The following is a 24,336-nucleotide window of genomic DNA, read 5'->3' as shown; positions in this document are numbered from 1 at the left end:
TTACGACCATTAAAGACAGTACATCTTTGGGAGCCAGACCATGAACTACGATCAATTTATTAAATCAGTAAAGGATTCGGGACAATTTAGCGATCGCGATTCTGCGATCAAAGCCACGAAAGCTGTGTTGGAAACAGTGCGCGAAAGACTACTGGGTGATGAAGCCAGTAACTTAGCGGCGCAACTTCCAGCAGAATTAGCAGACTGTCTACGCGGACGCGAAGGACAAATGGGCGACAACTTCAAGATTGAAGAGTTCTACACTCGTGTTGCTAACAGAGGAGGCGTTGATATTGAAGCAGCGGCGACCTATGCAAGAACAGTAATGACGGTTCTGAGTCAAGCGGTTAGCCCTGGAGAGTTCGCAGATGTCCGGGTGAATTTTGCTAAGGACTATGATGAACTGTTTGTAGAAGTCGCACAACGATAGTTAGAGTTAACGCGAGTTTGATCCGTCTCTTTGCTTCGTTGCTTACCCGTCCCGGAATGGAACTTCTATTGTATATACACAAGTCTGAATCGCCTCGTTTTAGGCGGCTTCTGCCCCCTAAATCCCCCATTCTGGGGGACTTTGAATTGAAGCAATTCTTTTAACTGGAGTAATCTGCTCTACTCTTAGTCCCCCACTCGTGGGGGATTTAGGGGGCGAAAGATTTCGGCGATGACCGATCAATCGACTTGTGTACACACGATAGGAATGGAATTCGGGGCGGACTGACGCAGGAAACAACACTTCTCAAACGTTAGCCTAATTTAGCGATTCGCAAATCACCCTGCTTTGACTTCAATTAAGGCAGGGTTTTTGTATGAATCGTTATTACCTCTAGCGCAAGTTAGATTCGATCGATAGATTTTTTAGCGACAATTACTTTGAAAATTGACATTTTGTTCTCTTAATATGGTGAGATCTTTAAAGCGCCCGATCGCATTCGCAACCGCATTTTTGCTCGGTTGTTTGATGATTGCTTGTCAACCGAATGAAACAGCGGTATCTCAAACTCCCAGTCCAACTCCATCTCCGGTTGCAGATCGTCCGGTTGCTTATGTCGATCGGACACTCAGTGCTTCACCTGCTCAATTGCCTCCCTTGCCTTATCCCGCAAATGCTTTGAGTAAAGCGATCGATGCGGAAACAATGCAACTTCACCACGATCGACATCACAAAAGCTATGTAGATAACCTCAATAGTGCTTTGAAGGATCAGCCGAATTTACAGAAATTGAGCATTGAAGCAATGTTGCGTGATCTCAATGCAGTGCCAGAGAACATCCGTCAGAAAGTGCGGAACAATGCGGGCGGGCATTTGAATCACACGATTTTCTGGCAAATTATGAGTCCGAATGGCGGAGGACAACCGACAGGCGCGATCGCACAAGTGATCAATCAAACGTTTGGCAACTTTGAGAGCTTCCGCAAGCAATTTAATCAAGCAGGCAGCGATCGGTTTGGTAGCGGTTGGGTGTGGCTTGTGCGAAATCCTCAAGGACAACTGCAAATCGTTTCTACTGCGAATCAAGACAATCCGATCAGTGAAGGCAGTTATCCAATCATGGGAAATGATGTTTGGGAACATGCCTACTATTTGCGCTACCGAAATCGTCGGGCGGACTATCTCAATAACTGGTGGAATGTTGTGAACTGGAGTGAAATTAATCGTCGCCTCCAGGCTTCGCAGCAAAGCAGTTAAGCATGAGAAAATGAAAGTCCGATCGAACTTGGTCGGACTGCTCAAATTTCGCGAAACGTGATGAACTACTATCTAGGAATTGATATCGGTACGACTAGCACAAAAGCGATCGCGGTTTCATCAACAGGCGAAGTCAAGAGCATTGCAAGTCGAGAGTATCCGTTACTTTCTCCTCACCCTCGATTCGCGCAACAAGATCCGACTGTTATTTTTACTGCTGTGCTGGAGTCGGTACAAGAAGTAATCCAGCAAGCAAAGTTATCGAGTCGTGACATTGCTGCGGTGGGATGTGGTTCTGCAATGCATAGTTTGATTGTGATGGGTGCTGATCATCTGCCGTTAACACAGAGTATCACTTGGGCAGATACTCGCAGTATCAAACAGGCTGAAGCATTAAAGCAAAGCTCAAACGGAATTTCTATCTATCAAAATACTGGAACACCCTTGCATCCGATGTCTCCGCTGACAAAGTTGCTTTGGATGCGAGACTGTGAACCTGAACTTTTTCGTAATGCTGCTAAGTTCATTTCAATTAAAGAGTATGTCCTCTATCAATGGTTTGAACACTATGTCGTAGATTACTCGATCGCTTCTGCGACTGGATTATTTAATATCAGAACGTTAGCTTGGGATAAGAACGCTCTAGAACTCACGCAGATTCGAGCCGATCAATTAAGCGAGATTGTGCCGTCAACGCACATTTTAAGAGGAATGAAAGCGCAATATGCCGAAATGATGGGACTTGATCCAGATGTTCCAGTCGTGATAGGTGCAAGTGATGGTGTATTAGCAAATATTGGAGTAGGCGCGATCGCATCTGATCAAGTTGCCATTACGATCGGAACTAGTAGCGCGGTTCGCAAAATTGTTTCTGAACCAATGACTGACCCGCAAGCGAGAACATTTTGCTATGCTATCACTGAAGATCAATGGCTGATCGGCGGCGCATCGAACAATGGTGGAATTGTTTTACGCTGGTTTCGTGATCAGTTCGGACTGCCTGAAAGTAAAGAATCTGATGCTTACGATCGCTTAATCGAACTTGCTGCATCGATTCCACCGGGAGCCGAAGGACTATTATTTTTACCGTTTCTTTCTGGAGAACGTGCGCCTTATTGGAATGCAGATGCACGAGGAGTGTTTTTCGGGGTATCGATGCGACATGAGCGATCGCATTTTATTCGCGCTGTGCTAGAAGGGATTCTATTCGCGGCTTACAGTATCACAACGGTATTGAGTGACTTAACTGAAGCAAACCAGACGATTTTGGCATCGGGGGGATTTGCTCGATCGGCGATCTCGTTGCAAATGATGGCTGATCTATTTGGCATCGAAGTGCTTGTTCCGGAGGTGTTTGAAGCGAGTGGATTTGGGGCGGCTGTGTTAGCGATGTATGCCATGAAGGAAATTGATCAATTAGAAAAGGTTCGATCGATGATTCGGATTCGCGATCGACATGTTCCTAATCTGCAATTTTCTGAGCAGTATCACAAGCTATTTGAGCGCTATCAACGACTTTACTATCAGTTAGAGCCAGAGTTTTCGAGAGATTGAATTAAGCGATCGAGTGATTCTTCTGTATGCGTTGCCATCACCGTCATCCGAATTCGACTAGTCGGAACAGTCGGAGGACGAATCGCAGGCGCAAAAATTCCTTGATTCTGTAATGACTGTGCAGTTTGTAGCGCAGTTTGAACATCAGGTAACTGCCAACAGAGAATTGGAGATTCTGAAGGTAACAATGCGAAGTCTGATAGCTTGGATTTGAGATAAGCAACATTGTGCCAAAGTCGCGATCGACGTTCCGGTTCTGTTTGAGTTAGCTCGATCGCACACAATGCCGCAGCCGTATCAGCCGGAGATAATCCCGTTGTATAAATCCAACTCGGAGCACGATTTCTCAAATAATCAATCAACGCAGCCGATCCAGCAACATACCCACCTAAGCTACCTAATGCTTTGCTCAAAGTTCCCATCTGCACAATCGCCTGCCCTGTACAGCCGAAGTGTTCGACACATCCCGCACCTGTCGCACCCAATACTCCAGTCGCATGAGCTTCATCAACCAGCACCATGCACTCAAATCGATCGGCTAACTCTAAAATCTCAGGCAGTGGACAGAGATCACCATCCATACTAAACACAGTGTCGGTCAAAATCAAACATCTTTGAAAGTGCGATCGCTGTTGTTCTAACTTAGTCTGTAGATCTGCAATATCACAATGCCGATATTCCAAAATCGTTGCACCGCTGACAATCGCACCATTTCTCAAGCTGGAATGATTGTATTGATCCGATAAGATTAAGTCGCGTTTTCCCACTAATGCAGCGATCGCGCCTAAATTTGCTAGATATCCGGAACTAAACACGATCGCATCTTCGGTTTGTTTTAATTGTGCGATCGCGGTTTCTAATGCTCGGTGTAAAGGTCTGTGTCCCGTGAGCAAGCGTGATCCTGTGCTGCCTGTACCATATTGCCGAGTGGCTTCGATGGCAGCATTGATTAATCGATCGTCTGTTGCTAGTCCTAGATAGTCATTACTTGCAAAATTCAAGTAAGTACGATCAGCAATCTGAATCACTGCACCCGGACGATCGATGGTTTTAACGGATCGATGCCAGCCAGCCCGATCGATTGCGCTTAACGATTGTTCTATCCAAGCATAAGGATCATTCTTCATCCGGTTGCTCACGAATTTCTGCACTCTTACCGCGTACTGGAGGCAATTTATCCACTAAACCCATTTCAAATGCAACATCGGGCAGTTCGCCTGCAATGTATCGACCAGGTTGATAGACTTTCCCAGGCGTAAAGCACACTTGACGCAGTTGAACCGTTTCAGCAGGGAGAAACATCGCTCTCGACATTCGGCGTTCGATTCCCATAATATCCGTCTCCTAAAGTGGAATTTGATTCTGCTGCATGTAGCTTAGCAACCAGTTCGCCATTGTTGCACGTCGAGTTTTTCGGGGCACCAGTTCATCGATCGTATAGCCACCAAATCCAAGCTGCTCTTTCAGGAGTTGCTTATTTTCAGGCGGAATTGATCGCGTTAATTTCACGACCGCAGGACGACTTTCAATAAAATTCGGTGGTTCAGGATACGCTTCTAACCATTGCGGGTCAACGGTTCCATCGTCATAACCGAGGTGGTGACACACTAGACGATTCGCGGTGGTGTCGTCGATCGTATCTTTGAGAATTGCCCAAATCGTGGCGGTGTTTAGTGGTGGTAAATCACTCATGGATTTTGTTGCACAAATTTCCGAATCGCTTCCAAGTGTTCAATTGTAAATTCTGCGTCGTTGTGATTCGCGCCTCGAATAAATAATAATTGTTTCGGGTTCGGGCTGGCATCGTATAACGCTTGACTCATGCGGGCTGGAACAATTTCATCTGCATCCCCGTGGAAGTACATGACGGGCATTTTTAGCGATCGCACTTTGTCGATCGAGTTAAATCGCTGAGTCAAAATGAGTTCGATCGGAAACAATCGAAACTGCTTTTGTAACAATGCCATTTCTGTCATCGATGTAAACGAGCTTTGAACAATCAGCGCTCTCGCGTCGGGATGTTTCGCCGCTAAATCGATCGCGATCGCGCCTCCGATCGAATAGCCATAAATCGTGATTTGATCCGGTGGAATTTTACGATCTTTTGTTAGATAGTTCCAAGCCGCCTGAGCATCTTCGTACACCTGCGATTCTGAGGGAAATCCGCCTTCACTTTTACCGTATCCTCGATAGCTAATGACTAACACTGAGAATCCGAGCTTGTGAATCCGATCCATCTGGTCAACCCCGCCCAGCGTTCCACCATTGCCATGAAAATAAAGGACTGTGCCTAACTTTGGATCGCGACCCGGAAGCCACCAGCCATGAATGCGCTCCGTTTTACCGAGCCAGTTTTTCACCGGAACCCACACTTCTTGAGCAGGCAAACCGAGATCTAGCGGTGTTTTGTAAACGGTTCGGTTCGGGAAGAGAATAAAGCGGGACTGAATGAGAAAGAGAACGAAACATACGATCGCGTAAATTTTCAATCCGCTCGTCAACCCGTTCCAAAGCCACTTCGTTTTCATTGCAAGAGACAATAACATTAGATTACTTGTATATATCCCCTCTTGCACCAATTCGATGAACCCATTCATCTTCATCATCGTCGGGCAAACCAAACTCTGCTTCAATTTCTTGCTGCTCTTCGTCACTCACATAGGGAATTAGAGCCTGACATAAGCTCAGTCTTTCTTCTCGGATGACTTCTCGAACACTTTCTTTAATTAAAGCCTTTAGCTCTTGGATTTCCACGAAGTATCCTCCAGGTAGTAATGCCACGACTCGATCGACAAACCAAGCCGTATAGTAATTTAGCTGAGTCCAGTCTGTAACAGTTGCTTCGCTTCTGCCAATGCTTCCGGTAGCTTGCTCGTATCTCGTCCGCCTGCTTGTGCAAGATTCGGACGACCACCACCGCCACCGCCGCAGATTTTCGCGATCGCGCCCACTACTTTCCCCGCTTGCAGTCCCTTCTTCACCACCGCCGGACTAAACGCCGCCACAAAGCTGACTTTCCCTGCTTCGGGGACTGAACCTAAAACGATCGCGCCTTCTCCAACTTTTTGCAGCAATTGTTCCGCCGCTTTTTGTAAGGCAGTCGGATCAACGCCCTCAAGCTGAGCCACCAGAATTTTGAACTCTCCAACGGACTCAGCTTCAGACAGTAATTGATCCGATTTTGCGATCGCTAAGTGTCCTTTCACGGTTTCTAACTGCTTCTGAGTGTTCTTCAATTCGGTTTGCAGTGCAGTAATCCGATCAGAAATTTCTTCGGGTTTGACTTTGAAGCGATCGCTTAACTCTTTCACAACTGCTTCGCGAACATTGAGATACTCTAGAACCGATGCCCCAGAAATCGCTTCAATCCGACGAATTCCCGCAGCAACACCCGCTTCTGAAACAATCTTGAACAATCCGATTTCTGCGGTGTTGCTGACATGAGTTCCGCCACAGAGTTCCATCGAAACGCCTGGGAAGTCGATGACGCGAACTTCATCGCCGTATTTCTCACCGAACATTGCGATCGCACCTTTCGCTTTTGCATCTGCGATCGGCATCGTGGCAATTTCCGCTTGATGTCCTTCTGCAATCCAGGTATTGATCTGTTCTTCGATTTGTTGCAGTTGTTCAGTGGTTAATGGCTTGGAATAGTTGAAGTCGAAACGTAAGCGATCGAAGTCTACTAATGATCCCGCTTGAGAAATTCCTTCATCGACAATCCTGCGGAGTGCTGCTTGCAGTAAGTGAGTTGCAGAATGGTTTGCAGCCGCACGACGACGACAGGATAAATCAATTTGAGCCGTGACGAGATCGCCGACTCTAACTGTTCCACGCTCGACTCGTCCAAAGTGAACAAAGAAAGCCGATTCTTTTTTCACATCTTCGATCCGAATCACCGAATCATCACCGGAAAGATAGCCTCGATCGCCAATTTGCCCTCCAGATTCCGCATAAAACGGCGTTTGGTTCAGAACGATTTGCACTTCTGCACCCGATTCAACGCGATCGACAGTTTCACCATTGACGAGCAATAGTTGAATCTCTGATTGGCTCGATCGTTGTTTATAGCCGATAAATTCAGTTTCTTGCAGCGATGCCGCTAAGGTGTCTAGTGTGCCTTGAACCGTTAAATCGATCGTCTGATGGGCATCGCGTCCCCGTTGACGCTGCTTTTCCATCTCAGCTTCAAAGCCCTCTATATCAACAGTTAAGCCTTTTTCCGCTGCAATTTCCTCGGTCAGTTCAACCGGAAAACCGTAAGTGTCGTATAGCTCAAATGCTTCTGCTCCTGAGATGTGTTTGGGTGATTTGCTCAAGATATCTTCGAGCAGTTTTTCACCGCGATCGAGCGTTTTACGAAAGCGCTCTTCTTCGATCTTCAATTCTGATTTAACAACCGTTTCCTTCAGTCGCACATTCGGATAAGCCGACTCAGAAAGCGCGATCGCACTCTCTGCAACTTCCGGTGTAAAGTCTTGCTCAATTCCAATCAAGCGCCCGTGACGCACGACTCGACGAATCAAACGCCGCAACACATAGCCACGTCCCTCATTCGATGCGGTGATGCCATCTGCAATCATGTGAACGACTGCACGAACATGATCACCAATTACTTTGAGCGATACTTTTGTCGAGTCGTCTGCGATCGCGTAATCGATTCCAGCGATTTTAGCGGCGGTTTGTACGATCGGGAAAATCAAATCCGTCTCATAGTTATTCGGCACTTTTTGCAGAATCTGCGCCATCCGCTCTAAGCCCATTCCAGTATCAATATTTTTGTTCTGAAGCGGAGTTAAGTTCCCGTCAATGTCCTGGTTGTACTGCATAAACACCAGGTTGTAATACTCAATGAATCGAGTATCGTCTTCGAGGTCAATCTGATCGTCTCCCAACTCCGGATGAAAGTCGTAATACAACTCAGAGCAAGGACCACAAGGACCCGTCGGACCCGAATTCCAGAAGTTATCTTTTGCACCCATCCGCTGAATTCGGTGTGCTGGAATTCCAACTTCATCACGCCAAATCGCAAACGCCTCATCATCTTCCTCGAACACGCTCACAACAATGCGCTCCGGAGGTAAGCCGAACGTTTTGGTCGATAATTCCCACGCCCAAGCGATCGCTTGCGACTTGAAATAATCCCCAAAGCTAAAATTCCCCAGCATTTCAAAGAACGTATGGTGTCGCGCCGTTCGTCCTACGTTTTCAATATCATTCGTGCGGATACATTTTTGCGAAGTCGTTGCGCGCGGAAACTCTGCCTGACGCTGACCGAGAAAAATCGGCTTAAACGGAAGCATTCCCGCGATCGTGAGCAATACGGTTGGATCTTCAGGCACGAGCGACGCACTCGGTAGCGGTTGATGTCCGCGCTGTGCGAAGAAATCGAGAAACGTTTGCCGAATTTGAGCGCCGCTAAGAGGAGTAGCCATTGAAGTCCAAGGAAATTTAACAATTGCGTTATTTATCTTATCTTGCCGCAGGTTCGCTAGATTGGCTGGCATTTTGGCAAAACTGAAGCTCAAAATCGCTGTTTATTCGATTTGCTGTCTTACCCATTGTCGGAATGCTTTCAAGGCTGCATTTCTTCCGATGATGTTGCTCTGCTCTCGATACTGTGGAATGATTTGTGCGATCGGTAGCGCTGCAAAAATTTCCCCACGCTCTGAAACTTCATACTGATCATTCCGCAAAACATTGATCTGGAGTTGTCCTTTTTCAAATCGCCATAGCTCCGGAACTCCCAACTCTTGATAAATACTTGGGTGAGTCCGAGAAGTTAGATCAATTTCAATCGCGAGATCCGGTGGTGGATCAGTACTCAAATCTAGGCGTTTCTTGCCTCGAACTCTGGATTCATTTTGGATGTAGAAACACTGATCTGGCTCAATTCCCTTGAGCATTTGCTGATTCTTGAACGTGGTTGATCCCAATGTGAGAAATTCAAAATCCAATTCTTCAAGCAGTGCTTTGATCAAATCTCCAATCACTTCTTTGTTGGCTTCATGTTCGGGCAAAGGTGTCATAATTTCTAAAATCCCGTTTTCATAAGCGATTCGAGTTGCACGGCGATCGCCCAAGTCTTCTAGAATTCGCTCAAATTCTTGCCATGAGACATCCTGCAATAAGACTCGCTGCCCTGGTGGAACTTCAATTCGCTTGAGTTCTAGAAGCATAATTTTTGCCCATTCAGCCTCTTTATTTTCCAATATCTCAACGCAAATGCTGATTTTTATCGATCGCGATCGTGGTTCACTCCTGTGATATATTGCATCGCGGCAGGAAGAATTCTGCTACGGAAACGCTCAGTGAATTCTACGATTAGCATGATGCGAAGGTCTGACAAAAACGCTCTCATTCAAACTCGACAAGTGATTAAAGCAACTGCGGTAATCGCGAGTATCAGTCTAGGATTCTGGAGTCACCCGGAGGTTGCCACTGCTCAAACGCCTCAAGCCGCAGTCTCTACAGTTTGTGCACGTGATTTAGCAACAAGAATCGATCGTATTATTCAACAACCTAGATTTCGTTCAGCACGTTGGGGCATTGTGATTAAACCGATCGAGAAATCGACCATTCTCTACCAGCACAATCCAAATCTTTCTCTAATTCCCGCCTCGAATGTCAAGCTGTTAACGACTGCCGCCGCTCTTCAACTTGCCGATCGCGCTCCATCTAATTTTCAGAACTGGCTAACGGTTGTGAATCGTTACAGCGACAACGATCGAGCCGATGCCCTTCGTCGCCGCATTGGGGGTCAATCTGCGATCAGAAGCGCTCTCACAAATTTAGGAATTGATGCAAATACTTATGCTCAGGTTGATGGTTCAGGACTGTCTCGCAGCAATCGCGTCACCCCTGCTGCATTAGTGACCTTGTTAGAAGCAATGTTTACTGATCCGCGAAACGAATTATTTCATCGATCGTTAGCGGTCGCGGGCGTGAATGGAACGCTGAGAAATCGATTCCGCAATACCTTAGTTCAGGGCAATCTTCACGGCAAAACGGGAACCTTACGTGGCGTGAGAGCACTCTCTGGGTATTTAGATAATCCGAGTTATGGCACGATCGCGTTTAGCATTGTAGTGAATCAACCCGGACAATCCGGGCAATCATTGGCAACCGCGGTCGATCAAATCGTGCTGCAACTGGCACAAGTCGATCGATGTGAGTAGCCCACCTATAATAGGTGCTAAGTACGCAAGGACGCATATGGCGAAGACAGCGTTAGATTTAACCTCTGAGGAGTTACGTCACTATAATCCCGCCAAGCGAATAAATCTCCAAATTGCAGAAGAGCATTGGCAAAAAGCCTGGGAATTAGTGCCCAAATTGGCGTTAATTCTCAGAGAACAGTTTGGAGCAGAACAAGTAATGATTTTTGGCTCCCTAACCGATAAAAGCCGTTATACGCCTTGGTCAGACATTGATCTCGCAGTTTGGGGAATTGCACCAGAGCGGTTTTATACAGCAGTTGGAGTTCTAAACGAGGTTGACTCGGATTTCGAGATTGATCTCGTTGATCCGACTGATCCGTTTTGTCGTTCGTCTGTGAAGCAAGCGATCGAGCGCACAGGAGTTGTGGTTTGAGTGAGATTCTTTTAGAGCTTGCTGATCGCATCATCACAGAGCTAGAGGAAATTGAACAGGTTGTCGATCGCACTCAGCAGAGTTGGCGGCGATTTCAGCAATCTGGGGATGATCTTTACATTGATAGCGTGGCGCTAAACTTGCACGGTTTCTACAACGGACTAGAGCGGTTGTTTGAGTTGATTGCGGCAATGATCGATCGCACACGTCCGCAAGGAAACAACTGGCATCAAATGTTACTGATTCAGATGGTAAACGAAGTTGAAGAAGTTCGTCCCGCTGTCATTTCTGAAGCAAATCGAGTTGTTTTGGATGAATATCGTAGGTTTCGTCATATCGTTCGTCACCTCTACACCCAGCAATTTGAGGCAGAGCGTATTCAGCCTTTAGTTGAAGCAGTTCCAGATCTGTTTTCCCAGGTTCGAGCTGAATTAGCGGCGTTTGCAGCTTTTCTGAGAAGTCAGGGCGCTTGAGAATATCTTGCTTTAAGTAGCGAGTGAATTAGGATTTCAGTTGCGTTGCGAATCCGCAATTTATCGCAAAGCTTTCAATCATCTTCAAATTGACTGCGAAAGTATACCGTGTGAATACGGATTCTCTCTGAGCCGATCCAAAATCCTTCTCGTTCTTTAGGATACATTCCCGTGAATCTACAGATGAGGAAATCTAGGCAGCCTGAGATGATTAGCACATAAGTCATTTCATTAGAGAGTATCAACTTTCACAGCTACCAGCCCAGTGGTGTCGCGCTACTGGGTTTTTTGTTGTTTAAAAACGATCTCATTCTTCCCGACGAAATCTTTTCAAACCTTGACTCGGAAGTTTACTACCCGTCCGATCGCGTCTCCTTTTCCCTACAATGGATCGGATGTCAGCCCCCGCCCGTATTGCTCGATACAACTCACCGGATCAAACTCCACTAGGTTGAATTGCCTAGACTACACATTTACCCAGATTTTTCTCTATGACCTCCTCGACTCGGATTCTGATGTGTGCGCCTGACCATTACGACGTGGATTATGTGATTAATCCCTGGATGGAAGGCAACATTCACAAGTCATCCCGCGATCGCGCTGTGGAACAATGGCAAGGATTGTATGAACTGATCAAGCAACATGCGATCGTCGATCTTGTACAGCCGGAAAAAGGCGTACCAGATATGGTATTCACGGCGAATGCTGGCTTGGTTCTCGGTGATACAGCCGTGTTAAGTCGGTTCTATCACAAAGAGCGGCAAGGCGAAGAACCGTACTTCAAAGCTTGGTTTGAGAACAATGGGTTTACCGTTCATGAATTGCCGCCAGAGTTGCCGTTTGAAGGCGCGGGTGATGCACTGTTCGATCGCGAAGGTCGCTGGCTCTGGTCAGGATACGGTTTCCGATCAGAACTCGATTCGCATCCGTATTTAGCAAAATGGCTCGATGTTGAGGTGCTCTCGCTGCGATTGATGGACGATCGCTTTTATCACCTCGATACCTGTTTCTGTCCGCTCAAAGATGGCTATCTGTTGTACTATCCGCCTGCATTTGATGCGTACTCGAATCGATTGATCGAAATGCGGGTTCCAGCAGAAAAACGAATCGCGATCGCCGAACCGGATGCGGCGAACTTTGCTTGTAATGCGGTGAACATTGATCACATTGTGATCATGAACAAAGCCAGCAAAGAATTGAAGCAACAGTTGTCGAATGCAGGGTTTGAAGTGTTAGAAACGCCGCTCACAGAGTTTCTCAAAGCTGGAGGAGCCGCGAAATGTCTAACGCTACGGGTGACTGAGCCTGTTCGCGTTGAACTTCATGCAAGTGCCACGATCGAAAGTCGCGTTGTGCAACTTGAAGGTCACTTACTCGATTCGGGTGTGATCAATCGTGCGCTTGATGTGATTGTTGAAGCGGGTGGAAGCTTCCAAGTTCTGAACTTCAACTTAGGCACACAGCGACAAAGTACTTCATCGGCAGAAGTGAAAGTGACGGCTCCGTCTCATGATGTGATGGAAACGATCATGTCGCAGTTGATTGATCTAGGTGCATTGCCGCGCCCGCAAGAAATTTGTGATGCAGAACTAGAAGCAGTGATCCAAGATGGAGTTGCACCGGATGACTTCTATGTGACGACGATCTATCCGACTGAAGTTCGGGTGAATTGCCAATGGGTGAGAGTCGATCGACAAAGAATGGATGGCGCGATCGCGGTTGCTCCAGATGGTAAGAGTGCTCAATGTAAGTTACTGCGGGATTTAACAACAAGCGATCGTGTAGTCGTTGGTGTGGAAGGAATTCGCACGATTCGGAAAGCTTCCACTCGCGATCAGCGCAACACTCAAGAGTTTAGCTTTATGGGTGCAGGTGTATCGAGCGAACGGCGCGTCGAATTAGTCGTGGAGCAAATTGCTTGGGAACTGCGGCAGATTCGGGATCAAGGCGGTCGTGTGGTCGTTACAGCGGGACCTGTGGTGATTCATACAGGCGGCGGTGAGCACTTAGCAAAATTGATTCGAGAAGGCTATGTTCAGGCGCTTTTGGGTGGAAATGCGATCGCAGTTCACGACATGGAACAATCGCTGCTTGGAACTTCGCTCGGTGTTGATATGAAGCGCGGTGTTTCCGTCCGGGGTGGACATCGCCATCACTTGAAAGTAATCAACACTGTCCGGCGCTATGGCAGCATTGCTAAAACAGTTGAAGCGGGTGTTCTCAAGAACGGCATCCTTTACGAATGTGTGCAGAATAATGTTCCATTCTCGCTAGCGGGATCGATTCGTGATGACGGACCGTTACCGGATACGAAGATGGATCTGATCGAAGCTCAGCAAGATTATGCTCGTTTGATCGAAGGCGCAGACATGATTTTGATGTTGTCTTCGATGCTGCACTCGATCGGGGTTGGTAATATGACTCCATCCGGTGTGAAGATGGTTTGTGTGGATATCAATCCAGCGGTTGTGACGAAATTAAGCGATCGAGGTTCGGTCGAATCGGTTGGAGTCGTCACCGATGTTGGATTGTTCTTGAGCTTGTTAGTACAACAGCTTGATAAATTGACTAATCCTTACCAGGTTGTACAAACTGTTTAGCGAATTTAAGAGAAGCGATCGTTTTAGAGCGATCGCTTCTCCTTTTGACTTTTTCGATTCAAAAATGCGACACAGTGGTTTAACGTCAGTCCGATGAATTCCTTCGCTCCGTTGTTTACTCGCCCCGGAATAGAATTCGGGGCTGACAGTGCGAAGTCCCTTCAGGACTGCAAGCCTTCCAATTCATGCGCCTTTAGCCCCCTTTAGTGGGCTTCGCACAATTAGCACCGAATTTCATTCCGGGGCGAAGTCGAATCGAAGCGGAAAGACTGATCGAACTCACGTTGGTTTAAGGTTTTGCCGCAGCAGTCTGACAGGTCGTTGAATCTGTCTGAATCGGCGGCATCAATGCCACAACGTGCGGCACTGGGCGCGGTGTGTAGCTCATCATCGACTCACCTTTGTACACCAAAGAAGCACTTGCACCCGAATCGAGCATGACGGCTTCTTTCAAGCCTGCTTTCGATAACGCTTCACCGAGTGCCACCGAATTCACATAATCACCGGACACGCCGACTAACGGACGATCGGCTTGATCAATTCCCCAAAACGCTCGATCGCGTTCCGCATCAAATCCAAATAATCCCCGGAACGTCTCCGCTGATTGCGGTTTACCATCTTTGACGAGCCACGCTCCTGCAACAAAGGCATCTTTGACATCGCTCATTTCTTCTGTGATGCCTTCACGAGTATTGTGTTTGAGTGGATCGAACGGAACAAATTTAATCGTTCGATCGCTAATTAAAACGAGCGGTCGCCCTTCGAGTTTTTTTAACGACCCTTGAGGAGCCGCCGCAAATGTTCCAGAGTAACCACTCATCACAGGACCGATCATTTTATTTGAGTCGAGCATTTCTAGCGAGAAAAAGCCACCGTCAACGGCTGCGATCGCGGGTGTTCCCTGCATGATTTCGCCAACCTGATACCGCGTCTTGGCATGGATTGTCGTCGGTTTTCCACCTGCTGCCATAATTAACGGCACTTTCCCGATCGTCGTTTTGGTGAGTTCCACAGGAGCGCTGAAGTTCAGCCCGTCTTGAATAAATGCGACTGGCGGACCTCCACTCGCAACTTCTACAACTTTCTCAATTTGCGATTGTCCAATTCGTGAGATGTTGAAGAGATTTTCAGATTCCGCTGCAAACAGATTCGCTTCATCACTCATCGTCCAAGCGGCTTGATACCCGGCTGCGATCGCGGCTTGCTGCACCCGTTCATCATTCTTGCCTTCGGGATAGACAAAGTATTTAATCGGAATGCCGAGATTCGTTTCTAGCGATTGTTTCGATTCGGTCATCTCGAACGCTAACTTGGTATCATCTTTGACCTCGCGCAAATCGGCGGGATGATTGACGCTGTGAGATGCGATCGTCACTAACGGATCAGCCGCCATTTCCTTGACCTGATCCCAATTCATGCCCGGACGACCTCTCGGTTTATCGATCTTGGCTGGATAAATCGAGAATGCTGCCGGGTAGCGGTACTTCTTCATCAGAGGATAGACATACTTGTAATGTCCTAGGTAGCCATCATCGAAGGTAAGTACGATCGGTTTCGGCGGTAATGGAATTCCAGTTTTGAGATGTTCGACTAGCTGATCCAAACTGATCGGAGTCAGTCCATTTTTCTGAATCAGTTTGAAGTGTGCTTCTAGTTCTTCGGGTGTGACATCAAAAAATACTTCTTTCTGAGCAATGATGTCGTGATACATCATGATCGGCACTTTCGCCAATCGCGCACGAGGATTGATTTGGGGAGAAGGAACCTCAGCAAATTCGGTTTTCCACGCTTCTGCAAACCGTTGAGATTCAGCACTAAAGGTTACAGGCTTGAAATCAGATGGAACAGAGGTCGCGGCTTGATACCCAATTTGAGTTCCTTGAGCGCAGACAGGCGCGATCGCGACATTCAGACTCGATTGCAGGGTGGGCGGCTTCTCAGCCACGTTCAGCAATGGGGGCGTGAGCGTGGTCATCTGAGTCGTATTGATTCCTGAGCAAGCCGCGATCGAGACTGTAGCGGCACAAGACAGCAACGAGAGCGCGAAACGTTTCCGGTACGATCGAGGAGCAACCCGCTTTGAGAAGCTCAGGAGACGATTCCAAGGCGACAATTTCATGGTGAAGGTGGGGTTAGGGTCACTGCTAAATATGTACTCGATCGATCAGCCGTCTCTAAGTCATGCAAATTACACAATTAGAGGGAGGCTTGTCAATCTTTTTCTCGCTAACCCGCTGCCCGTCCGGTTAAATTGTTCCGTTTAATCGCTCTAATGAGATTCGTGCCGATTCTGCCACATTGGAATTATTGTCTTTTTCCAGATAGCGCAGGGCTGAAACGCTTTTCTCGCTGGGTAAATTTCCTAGCGCTTCTGAAAGTCGTTGTCGAACGAGCCAATCCTCGGATTGAGCAAATTGCAAGATAGCCTCGACAGCCTCGATCGCTTTAATTTCTCCCAAGGCTGCGATCGCGGCTTGCTGTACGACCACTTCTTCGCTGTCCAACGCTTGCAACAACACTTCCTTGGCTCTGGGATCTTTCAAATTTCCTAAAGCGACCGCTGCACTAAACCGCACGAGCCAGTCTGTGTCTTCGTAAAATGTTCGGACTAACGGCTCAAACGCTCTAATATCTTCGAGATAACCTAATGCTCCTGCGGCATCGGCTCGAATTCCATAATCTTTCTCAGTTTCGAGAATGTTGAGCAAAATTGGGAAACACTCGTCAGTTTGCTTGATCCCCAGTGCGAAAACTGCCATCGATCGAATCTGCAAACTTTCATCGTTCAGCACTTTTTTAATCAGCGGCACCGCTTCTTCAGCCGGAATATCTCGCAGGTTTGCCAAGGCAATCATACGATCGCGACTATTTTCGCTTTCCAGGTTTTGGGTAATCTGCTCGATACTCAAGCTCATAATTTTCACAAATCTTAAAAGTTCTGATTTCATTGTGGCAGAATTGCGCGAATCGCGATCGCTGCCCATAAAAACGACGGAAGCAACCCCACTTCCGCCGCTCATTCGCATCAAATCATCTGACTAATCGGGTAAATCAACGCGATTTCCGTTGTTGTCTTCGTAATACATCGGAGGTTCAACCGCAAAGTTATTGATTTGACCGGATTCTGTGATCACATAGCCATCGGTGGTTTTCAAATCAGTATCTGCTTCTGCATCAACTGCGGCTTCGAGATTATGAATGTTTTCCTCAACATTGACACCAGAGGGAATTCGCTCATCAGGCGGATTCACATCGGTTGGCTGTGCCGTTTGAACTGCCCAATGATCGTTTCCGGCTGCACCTCTTCCGGGTTCTGCCGACGCTGGCGAGGATAAATCTTTTTCGTTTGACATAATGTTTACTCTCAGAATTCGCTATGGTTCTGAAGATAGCCCGATCGCAAATTCTAAAATTCCCTCGATCGAAATAGCTTGGCTAACCCAAAGATAGAAACACGTTAGTTCAGAACTTTCAGGTACGGGGCGATCGCTTAGTTCCAAAAGGATTCGGCAAAACGCAACCGATCGCGTCGAACACAAAATCGGATGGCTCGGATGATCCTGAAGGTCGTCAGAAAAACCGCCGCGTTGAAGTAATCATTCGGAATGCGGCCCCTTAACGTCGCTGACTCAGTAAAGCTTGATAAGCGATCGCGAAATCTTCTCCAGCAATCTGCAAGTTCTCTGGTTCTGTCATGCTTTGAGCGCGGTACCGTCGAATTGCTTGTAGTGCAGCCTGATTGCTCAGAACTCCTGCGATAGAATAAGACCACCTCGATCGGCGTGCGGAAATCTCATGACTCAAACTCGATCTCAAACAAAACGACTAACCTTTGAAGAGTATTTGACTTACGACGATGGGACAGATACCCGACACGAACTTGTGGATGGAGAACTCATTGAAATGCCGCCCGAATCACAGCAAAATAACGATATTGCTAAACGTATTTTGTTTGAACTTCTCAAGCATTTCCCGATCGAACTGATTGCCTACAAAGATACTGAAATCGAAGTCTCTGGCAGACAAGCAAGATGCCGACTCCCCGATCTAATTGTTCATTCTGAAGAATCTTATGCGGCATTGATCGGCAAAACTCGATCGACCATTACCCACGAAATGCCATCTCCCGCGATCGTCATTGAAGTCGTTTCTCCGGGCACAACCAATCGCGACCGAGACTATCGCCACAAACGCACAGAATACGCTGCCCGCTGCATTTCTGAATATTGGATTATCGACCCACAAGACCAGCAAGTCACACTCTGCATTTGGGACAACGGACAGTACGAAGATCAAGTCCACCGCGGCGATGACCGATTGCAATCTCAGATCGTGCCTGCGTTTGCGCTCACGGTGAATCAAATCCTCAACCCATCGCAAATTTAAACCCAATCCAAACCCAGAGCGCGTATCCTAAGAAGAGTGTGAAGTTTTTTAAACTCCTAACCCTAATCTATGAAATGTATCATCGATCGCCGTGCTCAGTTTTCGGCAAGTCATCGGTACTACTTGAGCGAACTGAGCGAAGCGGAGAACGTCGAGCGATTCGGAGCCTGTAGTCGGTCGCCCGGACATGGACACAATTATGTGCTGTATGTCTCGATGCTGGGAGATCTTGACGAGTATGGAATGGTGCTAAACCTGTCTGATGTGAAGCACGTAATCAAGCGCGAAGTGACGAGTCAGCTTGATTTTTCCTTCCTGAATGACGCTTGGGACGAATTCCAGCAAACGCTTCCGACCACTGAACATATTGCACGATCGATCTGGAAACGACTGGAATCGCACTTACCGATCGTCAAAATCCGACTGTACGAACATCCCGAACTTTGGGCAGATTATCTAGGAAACAATATGGAAGCCTACCTCACCATTAGTACTCATTTCAGCGCCGCTCACCGTCTCGCTCGTCCAGATCTAAGCTACGAAACAAACTGTGAAATCTACGGTAAGTGTGCTCGTCCGAATGGTCACGGTCATAACTATCACCTTGAAGTCACAATCAAAGGTGAAATCGATCCGAGAACAGGAATGATTGCAGATTTAGTTGCATTTCAGAAAGCAGTTGATGATTATGTAGTAGAACCGTTTGATCACACATTCTTGAATAAAGATATTCCATATTTCGAGAAAGTTGTGCCCACTGCTGAAAACATTGCTGTTCACATTCGCGATCTGCTGGAAGATCCGATTGGGCAAATTGGTGCACAGTTGTACAAAGTGAAATTGATTGAAAGCCCGAATAATTCCTGTGAGGTTTACGGTGCCAGCGCGACCGATTCGATCGCACTTTCGATGCGTGAACCTGCATTCGCAAAGGTATAGCTGATTTAGAGCAGTCCATCTCTGTAAAGTTTTGAGGTGGACTGTTCTTTAAAGGGAACTTTGAATGCGGCTTGATAATTCGGGGTCTTGGATACGTCGATTAAATCAATCCTCGCATTGCTAATAAAGCGGTTCCATAAGCTGCCTCTGTTTGAGTCGCACTCTGCACCGAAACACCAAGGTGACGTTGCCGAATTGCTGTCCAAGCTTGATTTTTTGCTCCTCCCCCTGCGGTCAACACTCGCTTTAAGGGTGTCGCTCCGAAAGATTCCAGCAGTCGATATCCTTGCGCTTCAATTCTCGCCATGCTCTCTAGCAGACCGTGGAGAAATTCGACTCGATCGCCCGGTCTTGGTTCTAGTCGAGGAGCAAGGGTTGGATCATTGATTGGAAATCGATCGCCCGGTTGCAACAACGGATAGTAATCGAGTGGACTTTCACGATCGGGAATACGATCGCTCAATTCCCGCAGTTCATTCGAGGTAAAAAAGTGCTCCAACACTGCGCCACCCGTATTAGAAGCACCACCGACTAACCATCTATCTTTGTAACGATGACTGTAGATACCAAACTCTGATCGATCGATGCGAGTCTCGCTCAGTAACTTTAGAACTAATGTTGATCCGAGCGAAGTGACAGCATCCCCACTTTCTTTCGCTTCACTCGCAATAAAAGCAGCAATACTATCAGTTGTTCCCGCACAAATTTGACAAGTTAGCGGAATGTTAAATCGTTGAGCGATCGCGCTTTGAATCGGTGCGATCGCGCTTCCGGGTTCTACCACGATCGGCAACAATTCTCGCAGAGGCAACCAGTCTGGATACTCGAATCGCTCTACATCATAACCAAGCTTCAAACTATTGTGATAGTCACTCATTCCTAACTGTCCATGCAGTAGAAATGCTAACCAATCTGCTTGATGAAGAAAGTACTGTGCTTTAGAAAACAGTTCACAGTTCGATTGCCACCATAGTAACTTTGCAAGGCTCGATGTCGCACTTATGACCGTATGTTGTTCGGGTGCAATGTTGCGAATTTGGTCTAGCACGCTTGCACCACGAGCATCGTTGTACATCAAAGGTTCAGTGATTGGAACTCCAGCACGATCGCATAATAAAACCGTTGAAGAGGTTCCATTAATTGCAATTCGAGCTAAGCGTGATCGAACCTCGATCGACAATGCTTCTAGAAGTTGCCACAGCATTTGATCCCAATGTTGAGAAGCTTTCACACTGGTTTGAGCAACTAGATCACCGTTGGAATGAATTGCGATCGCTCTTGCTCCAGAGGTGCCAAAATCGATTCCGAGAAATAGATCCATAAGTCGTTAAGATTATTCAACAAATCTTTTCAAATCGAATTCAATCTTCCTAAAATAGCGTTCAAAAATAAACTCAGTTTTGAGGAGAAATGGTATTGATGTATACCTTTGATATTGTTGGAGTCTCTCCAATCTTGTCTTTCTTCAATCAACAACAAAACGTTCTTGAAAAAAATCAATCTACCGGAGTCGAATACGTTTCGACATTTGAATGTACGCTCGATGCTTTAATTCATTCTGTTGAAACGGTTAGCCCTCACCACAAGTGGCATCTAGACGAAGTTGTAGGAACAGTTGTGAACTTCTGGATGAACAATTCTGACCTCATTCATCACTGGAAAGATCGCCTTCAAGATGCTGGAAAAGAAAGCCTCCTTGTGAGTCGAGTTGCAGATATTCATTCGCTTAAGAATGAGTTTGAACGATTACTTTAGAATTGTAAACTTCGTTACTTCCGAACTCTTTCTTGGGTAGGACGTAGGAACCTGGTCAATACCGTTTTACTGAGGATCAGTTTAGAGGTATTGCTATGGAAACTCAGGACAAAGTAATGTCACTGCCCCATTTAAGAGAACTGGGAATCACACGCGAAATGGTCTTTCCGATCGGGCTAGGTGGAATGCCGATGTCAATCCGCGGTCGCCCATCGGAAGATCAATCGATCGCGACGATTCATAAAGCTTTAGAACTCGGTGTCACATTGATTGATACAGCCGATGCCTACTGTCGCGACGAATCCGATAAGCATCACAATGAAAAACTAATTTATAAAGCAATTCAACAATACTCTGGTGATAAAAGCCAAGTGATGATTGCCACAAAAGGCGGATTAATGCGCCCGAATGGAGCTTGGACACAGAACGGCAACCCCGATCACTTACGGCAAACGATTCGCGAAAGTTTTGAAGCTTTAGGTGGCAATAAACCGATCGACATTTGGCAATATCATTCGCCCGATCCGAATTATTCGATCGAAGACGCGCTCACCCCTGCTAAAGAAGCTCAGCATCAAGGATTAGTCCGCTACGTGGGCGTGTCAAACTTCAGCGTAGATCAAATCAAACGGGCGCGGGATGTGGTTGAAATTGTCTCGGTACAAAACCAGTACAATCCTTGGCATCGCAACCCCGAATATGATGGCGTACTCGAATACTGTGAGTCCGAAGGCATTACCTTTTTACCTTGGAGTCCGCTCGGTGGTTCTGGTCGAGTGAGTCAATTAAAGCAGTTCTCTGGTATTGCAGATTTAGCGGCTGAGAAAGAACTCTCAGTTTACAGTTTGATTTTGGCGTGGATGCTGTCAAAATCGCCTTGTATTGTTCCGATTCCGGGTGCAAGTAAACCAGAAAGTATTGCAGATTCGGTGAAGGCGACACAGGTGCGGTTAGATCCGATGGAAATTGCGATCGTGGAAGATGCGATCGCGCAGGTTTGATGTTTTAGAAATCCAACAGAAAAGGGTCAGGCAAGATGCCCGACCCACAATTTCTTCCTAAATTCAAATCAACGCGGAATTTCCCGAACTGCTGCTTGTGCATCCTTCCGCAGTCCATCTGCAATCCGGAACAATTCCCGCCCGTTCCGCAGATGATGATCATCATAGTTATTCGTGAAATAACTTAACTCATCAATGCCATCACTCAACTGATTCAAACAGTAATACAAATTCGCAGCGGCTCCGGCAGCACTCGGAGGATTCGGAATCGATCGAAAATTCTGCTGTGCCTTTGCCAGTAATTCCTGACATTCTTCCAAATACGCCTGGAAATTTTCCATCAATTCATCATCAAATGGATCAGCCGCAAGCTCGTTGATTTGCGACTTCAGCGGACGAATGATTTGATTCAGGATGCGATTCACTGACGTAAAAAGTTTCAGCCAAAGCTTCAATTGATTATCAGCATTCTGTTCTGCTTCTCGCTGCTGTCGATATTTCGCTTGGGCGGCTTCGTTTCGCTCTCTTCGCGATCGCAGTTCTGCTTCAGAGTAACCCGCCTCAGAATATTTCAACTGCTGGTCATACGATCGACGACTCTGCGGATCGCCTAACACTTCGTATGCCGCATTAATACGAGAAATGCGATCGTGACTTGCGGTTGCACGATTGCTATCAGGGTGGAACTGTTTCGCTAACCGTCGATAAGCTTGCTTGATCTCTGCTTGAGTTGCAGTCGGATCAAGGTCGAGAATTTGGTAGTGGGTAAGAGTGTGAGTAGCCATTCTGCCATTCTAAAAGGCGAATTGGTTTGGGAGCTAGGCACTAGAGGATCGGTTTTTTGTCAACCCATTTCTACCTTTTTACGGTTTTCCCTAGCTCCCCAAACGCTTAGCCGTTCAGCATCGCAGCAGGCATCGTTAATTCCGGATCTTGGAAGAGCGCTGTACTCAGATAGCGTTCACCAAAGCTCGGCTGAATCATCACAATTAGCTTGCCCAGATTTTCGGGACGCTTGCCGACTTCGATCGCAGCTTTGAGTGCCGCACCGCTGGAAATCCCAGACAGTAAGCCCTCTTCCCGCGCCAATCGACGACTGTATGCGATCGAGTCATCATCCGAGACAGAAATCACTTCATCGATCAAATTCACATTCAGCACAGGCGGCACAAATCCCGCTCCGATCCCTTGAATTTTATGAGGTCCAGGTCTTCCACCAGAAAGCACCGGACTATTTAAGGGTTCAACCGCGATCGCTTTAAAGCTCGGTTTGCGCTGCTTAATCACTTCCGCAACTCCGGTAATCGTTCCACCCGTACCGATCCCCGCGACGATGAAATCAACTTCACCTTCGGTGTCTTCCCAAATTTCCGCGGCGGTCGTTTCGCGGTGAATTTGAGGATTCGCAGGATTGCGGAACTGTTGCAGCATATAAGCATTCGGGGTCGTATCGACAATGTGCTGTGCTCGTTGAATGCAGCCTGCCATACCCTCGATTCCCGGTGTTAATTCGAGTTCGGCTCCGTACGCTCTCAGCATGGCGCGTCGTTCCGAACTCATCGTTTCTGGCATTGTTAAAATCAATCGATAGCCTTTTGCCGCTGCCGCCATCGCGAGCGCAATTCCGGTATTTCCAGAAGTCGGCTCGACTAATACTGTTTTTCCGGGCGAGATTAATCCTTCACGCTCTGCTGCCAAAATCATACTGATCCCGATGCGGTCTTTCACCGAGGCGGACGGGTTCATCCCTTCGAGCTTTGCCACGATGCGGGCAACACATCCCTCGGCTTGAGGAATACGATTCAGTTGGACGAGTGGGGTATGTCCAATCAAAGCGGTCACATTTTGAGCAATACGCATAAGACGAATGGGGGTAAAAAACGCGATCGAGAAATCTAAATGTAGTACATGAAATCAAGCTGACGACGGGCATCACGGCGTTCTCGCAGATCTTTCAGCGTATATTTCTGAAACACCGAATTCGCCGCATCGTTCGCCTCTTGCCAGATCTCACAGACAATTGACCCTTCTAGGGTTTTACCAGATTTCAAAGCTGTTTCCTGATCGATCGGCTGATGGTCGAATCCTTCAAGACACGCTAACACATCGAACAAGGTGATTTTCCAGGGTTCCCGCGCTAGGAGATAGCCGCCTTTGGCTCCCCGCTGCGATCGCACAATTCCACCGCGGCGTAACGTTGCCAGCAATTGTTCAAGATAGCGATCGGGAATGTTTTGCTGAGCCGAGATTTGACGAATTTGCAGGGGTTCGCCGCTGTCATAGACGACGGCGAGTTCGATTAGTGCTAATAGAGCGTACTCACTCTTACAGGAAATCTCCACGGGCGT

The 24,336-nt window shown here is 47.2% G+C and carries 26 protein-coding genes; 11 read left to right on the top strand and 15 right to left on the bottom strand.

Annotated elements, in window-relative coordinates:
* The first annotated feature begins 40 nt into the window (after positions 1-40).
* The 3 genes from NIES2104_RS23855 (at position 41) to NIES2104_RS23845 (ending at position 3,241) form a co-directional block, all read left to right on the top strand.
* Positions 41-430, top strand: coding sequence for a DUF2267 domain-containing protein (locus NIES2104_RS23855; RefSeq protein WP_059000727.1), 390 nt, complete (start codon positions 41-43; stop codon positions 428-430).
* A 468-nt stretch (positions 431-898) separates the two neighbouring features.
* Positions 899-1,687: a superoxide dismutase gene (locus NIES2104_RS23850; RefSeq protein ID WP_059000726.1), complete on the top strand. Its 789-nt coding sequence runs from the start codon at positions 899-901 to the stop codon at positions 1,685-1,687.
* Between the two features lie 60 nt (positions 1,688-1,747).
* On the top strand, positions 1,748-3,241 hold the full coding sequence (locus NIES2104_RS23845) for a gluconokinase (RefSeq protein ID WP_059000725.1): 1,494 nt from the start codon (positions 1,748-1,750) through the stop codon (positions 3,239-3,241).
* Here NIES2104_RS23845 and bioF read toward each other — a convergent pair.
* The 7 genes from bioF to NIES2104_RS23810 all read right to left on the bottom strand — a co-directional run bounded on the left by bioF (position 3,211) and on the right by NIES2104_RS23810 (position 9,453).
* Positions 3,211-4,368 carry an 8-amino-7-oxononanoate synthase gene (bioF, locus tag NIES2104_RS23840; RefSeq protein ID WP_059000724.1) on the bottom strand — a complete coding sequence of 386 codons (1,158 nt, stop codon included), beginning with the start codon at positions 4,366-4,368 and terminating at the stop codon, positions 3,211-3,213. The two genes, NIES2104_RS23845 and bioF, sit on opposite strands and share 31 nt — an antisense overlap.
* Entirely contained in the window at positions 4,358-4,573 is a 216-nt protein-coding gene (locus NIES2104_RS23835; protein ID WP_059000723.1) for a hypothetical protein, read from the bottom strand. The genes bioF and NIES2104_RS23835 overlap by 11 nt, the downstream gene beginning before the upstream one ends.
* 12 nt (positions 4,574-4,585) lie before the next feature.
* Positions 4,586-4,933, bottom strand: a complete 348-nt coding sequence (locus tag NIES2104_RS23830) for a DUF1823 family protein (protein WP_059000722.1) — start codon at positions 4,931-4,933, stop codon at positions 4,586-4,588.
* Positions 4,930-5,769, bottom strand: coding sequence for an alpha/beta hydrolase (locus NIES2104_RS23825; protein WP_059002047.1), 840 nt, complete (start codon positions 5,767-5,769; stop codon positions 4,930-4,932). The genes NIES2104_RS23830 and NIES2104_RS23825 overlap by 4 nt, the downstream gene beginning before the upstream one ends.
* A 22-nt stretch (positions 5,770-5,791) precedes the next feature.
* On the bottom strand, positions 5,792-6,022 hold the full coding sequence (locus NIES2104_RS23820) for a hypothetical protein (RefSeq protein ID WP_263971024.1): 231 nt from the start codon (positions 6,020-6,022) through the stop codon (positions 5,792-5,794).
* A gap of 32 nt (positions 6,023-6,054) precedes the next feature.
* Positions 6,055-8,676 (bottom strand): alanine--tRNA ligase, encoded by a 2,622-nt coding sequence (gene alaS, locus NIES2104_RS23815; RefSeq protein WP_059002045.1) that lies wholly within the window; start codon positions 8,674-8,676, stop codon positions 6,055-6,057.
* 102 nt (positions 8,677-8,778) lie between these two features.
* Complete coding sequence (locus NIES2104_RS23810) at positions 8,779-9,453, bottom strand: Uma2 family endonuclease (RefSeq protein WP_339375202.1); 675 nt, start codon at positions 9,451-9,453, stop codon at positions 8,779-8,781.
* Between the two features lie 99 nt (positions 9,454-9,552).
* Here NIES2104_RS23810 and NIES2104_RS23805 point away from each other — a divergent pair, with 99 nt between their 5' ends.
* The 4 genes from NIES2104_RS23805 (at position 9,553) to NIES2104_RS23790 (ending at position 13,907) form a co-directional block, all read left to right on the top strand.
* The gene (locus NIES2104_RS23805) at positions 9,553-10,419 is read left to right on the top strand and encodes a D-alanyl-D-alanine carboxypeptidase (protein WP_225895280.1); all 867 of its coding nucleotides are present in this window, start codon (positions 9,553-9,555) and stop codon (positions 10,417-10,419) included.
* Positions 10,420-10,456: 37 nt separating this feature from the next.
* Entirely contained in the window at positions 10,457-10,834 is a 378-nt protein-coding gene (locus tag NIES2104_RS23800; RefSeq protein ID WP_059000721.1) for a nucleotidyltransferase family protein, read from the top strand.
* Complete coding sequence (locus tag NIES2104_RS23795; RefSeq protein ID WP_059000720.1) at positions 10,831-11,307, top strand: hypothetical protein; 477 nt, start codon at positions 10,831-10,833, stop codon at positions 11,305-11,307. Before NIES2104_RS23800 ends, NIES2104_RS23795 begins: the two co-directional genes overlap by 4 nt.
* A gap of 491 nt (positions 11,308-11,798) precedes the next feature.
* Positions 11,799-13,907, top strand: coding sequence for a TIGR00300 family protein (locus NIES2104_RS23790; RefSeq protein WP_059000719.1), 2,109 nt, complete (start codon positions 11,799-11,801; stop codon positions 13,905-13,907).
* Between the two features lie 289 nt (positions 13,908-14,196).
* Here NIES2104_RS23790 and NIES2104_RS23785 read toward each other — a convergent pair whose 3' ends face one another.
* The 4 genes from NIES2104_RS23785 to NIES2104_RS23770 form a co-directional block, all read right to left on the bottom strand.
* Positions 14,197-16,026, bottom strand: coding sequence for a polysaccharide deacetylase family protein (locus NIES2104_RS23785; protein ID WP_059000718.1), 1,830 nt, complete (start codon positions 16,024-16,026; stop codon positions 14,197-14,199).
* 127 nt (positions 16,027-16,153) lie between these two features.
* Positions 16,154-16,927 carry a HEAT repeat domain-containing protein gene (locus NIES2104_RS23780; RefSeq protein ID WP_339375201.1) on the bottom strand — a complete coding sequence of 258 codons (774 nt, stop codon included), beginning with the start codon at positions 16,925-16,927 and terminating at the stop codon, positions 16,154-16,156.
* Positions 16,928-16,945: 18 nt separating this feature from the next.
* Complete coding sequence (locus tag NIES2104_RS23775; RefSeq protein WP_059000717.1) at positions 16,946-17,260, bottom strand: hypothetical protein; 315 nt, start codon at positions 17,258-17,260, stop codon at positions 16,946-16,948.
* Positions 17,261-17,522: 262 nt separating this feature from the next.
* Positions 17,523-17,711: a hypothetical protein gene (locus NIES2104_RS23770; RefSeq protein WP_059000716.1), complete on the bottom strand. Its 189-nt coding sequence runs from the start codon at positions 17,709-17,711 to the stop codon at positions 17,523-17,525.
* Here NIES2104_RS23770 and NIES2104_RS23765 point away from each other — a divergent pair.
* Together NIES2104_RS23765 and NIES2104_RS23760 are read left to right on the top strand one after the other, a co-directional pair.
* Entirely contained in the window at positions 17,703-18,293 is a 591-nt protein-coding gene (locus NIES2104_RS23765; protein ID WP_059000715.1) for a Uma2 family endonuclease, read from the top strand. The two genes, NIES2104_RS23770 and NIES2104_RS23765, sit on opposite strands and share 9 nt — an antisense overlap.
* A gap of 69 nt (positions 18,294-18,362) precedes the next feature.
* Positions 18,363-19,232, top strand: a complete 870-nt coding sequence (locus tag NIES2104_RS23760; RefSeq protein WP_059000714.1) for a 6-carboxytetrahydropterin synthase — start codon at positions 18,363-18,365, stop codon at positions 19,230-19,232.
* 100 nt (positions 19,233-19,332) lie between these two features.
* On the opposite strand, the gene NIES2104_RS23755 is transcribed toward NIES2104_RS23760, so the two are convergent.
* Positions 19,333-20,553, bottom strand: coding sequence for an FGGY-family carbohydrate kinase (locus tag NIES2104_RS23755; protein ID WP_059000713.1), 1,221 nt, complete (start codon positions 20,551-20,553; stop codon positions 19,333-19,335).
* Between the two features lie 89 nt (positions 20,554-20,642).
* Between NIES2104_RS23755 and NIES2104_RS23750 the strand changes: the two genes are divergently transcribed.
* Positions 20,643-20,987 (top strand): hypothetical protein, encoded by a 345-nt coding sequence (locus NIES2104_RS23750; RefSeq protein ID WP_263971023.1) that lies wholly within the window; start codon positions 20,643-20,645, stop codon positions 20,985-20,987.
* A 95-nt stretch (positions 20,988-21,082) separates the two neighbouring features.
* Positions 21,083-21,988 carry an aldo/keto reductase gene (locus tag NIES2104_RS23745; RefSeq protein WP_082690070.1) on the top strand — a complete coding sequence of 302 codons (906 nt, stop codon included), beginning with the start codon at positions 21,083-21,085 and terminating at the stop codon, positions 21,986-21,988.
* 68 nt (positions 21,989-22,056) lie between these two features.
* On the opposite strand, the gene NIES2104_RS23740 is transcribed toward NIES2104_RS23745, so the two are convergent.
* From NIES2104_RS23740 to NIES2104_RS23730, 3 genes are all read right to left on the bottom strand, one after another.
* Positions 22,057-22,773 (bottom strand): J domain-containing protein, encoded by a 717-nt coding sequence (locus tag NIES2104_RS23740; protein WP_059000712.1) that lies wholly within the window; start codon positions 22,771-22,773, stop codon positions 22,057-22,059.
* A gap of 106 nt (positions 22,774-22,879) precedes the next feature.
* Positions 22,880-23,848: a cysteine synthase A gene (gene cysK / locus NIES2104_RS23735; protein ID WP_059000711.1), complete on the bottom strand. Its 969-nt coding sequence runs from the start codon at positions 23,846-23,848 to the stop codon at positions 22,880-22,882.
* A 35-nt stretch (positions 23,849-23,883) separates the two neighbouring features.
* Complete coding sequence (locus tag NIES2104_RS23730; protein WP_059000710.1) at positions 23,884-24,330, bottom strand: Rrf2 family transcriptional regulator; 447 nt, start codon at positions 24,328-24,330, stop codon at positions 23,884-23,886.
* Positions 24,331-24,336: the final 6 nt, after the last annotated feature.

Origin of the sequence: Leptolyngbya sp. NIES-2104, from assembly GCF_001485215.1 — a bacterium.
Lineage (GTDB): Bacteria > Cyanobacteriota > Cyanobacteriia > Leptolyngbyales > Leptolyngbyaceae > Leptolyngbya.
This window is presented reverse-complemented; position numbering and strand designations above follow the sequence as displayed.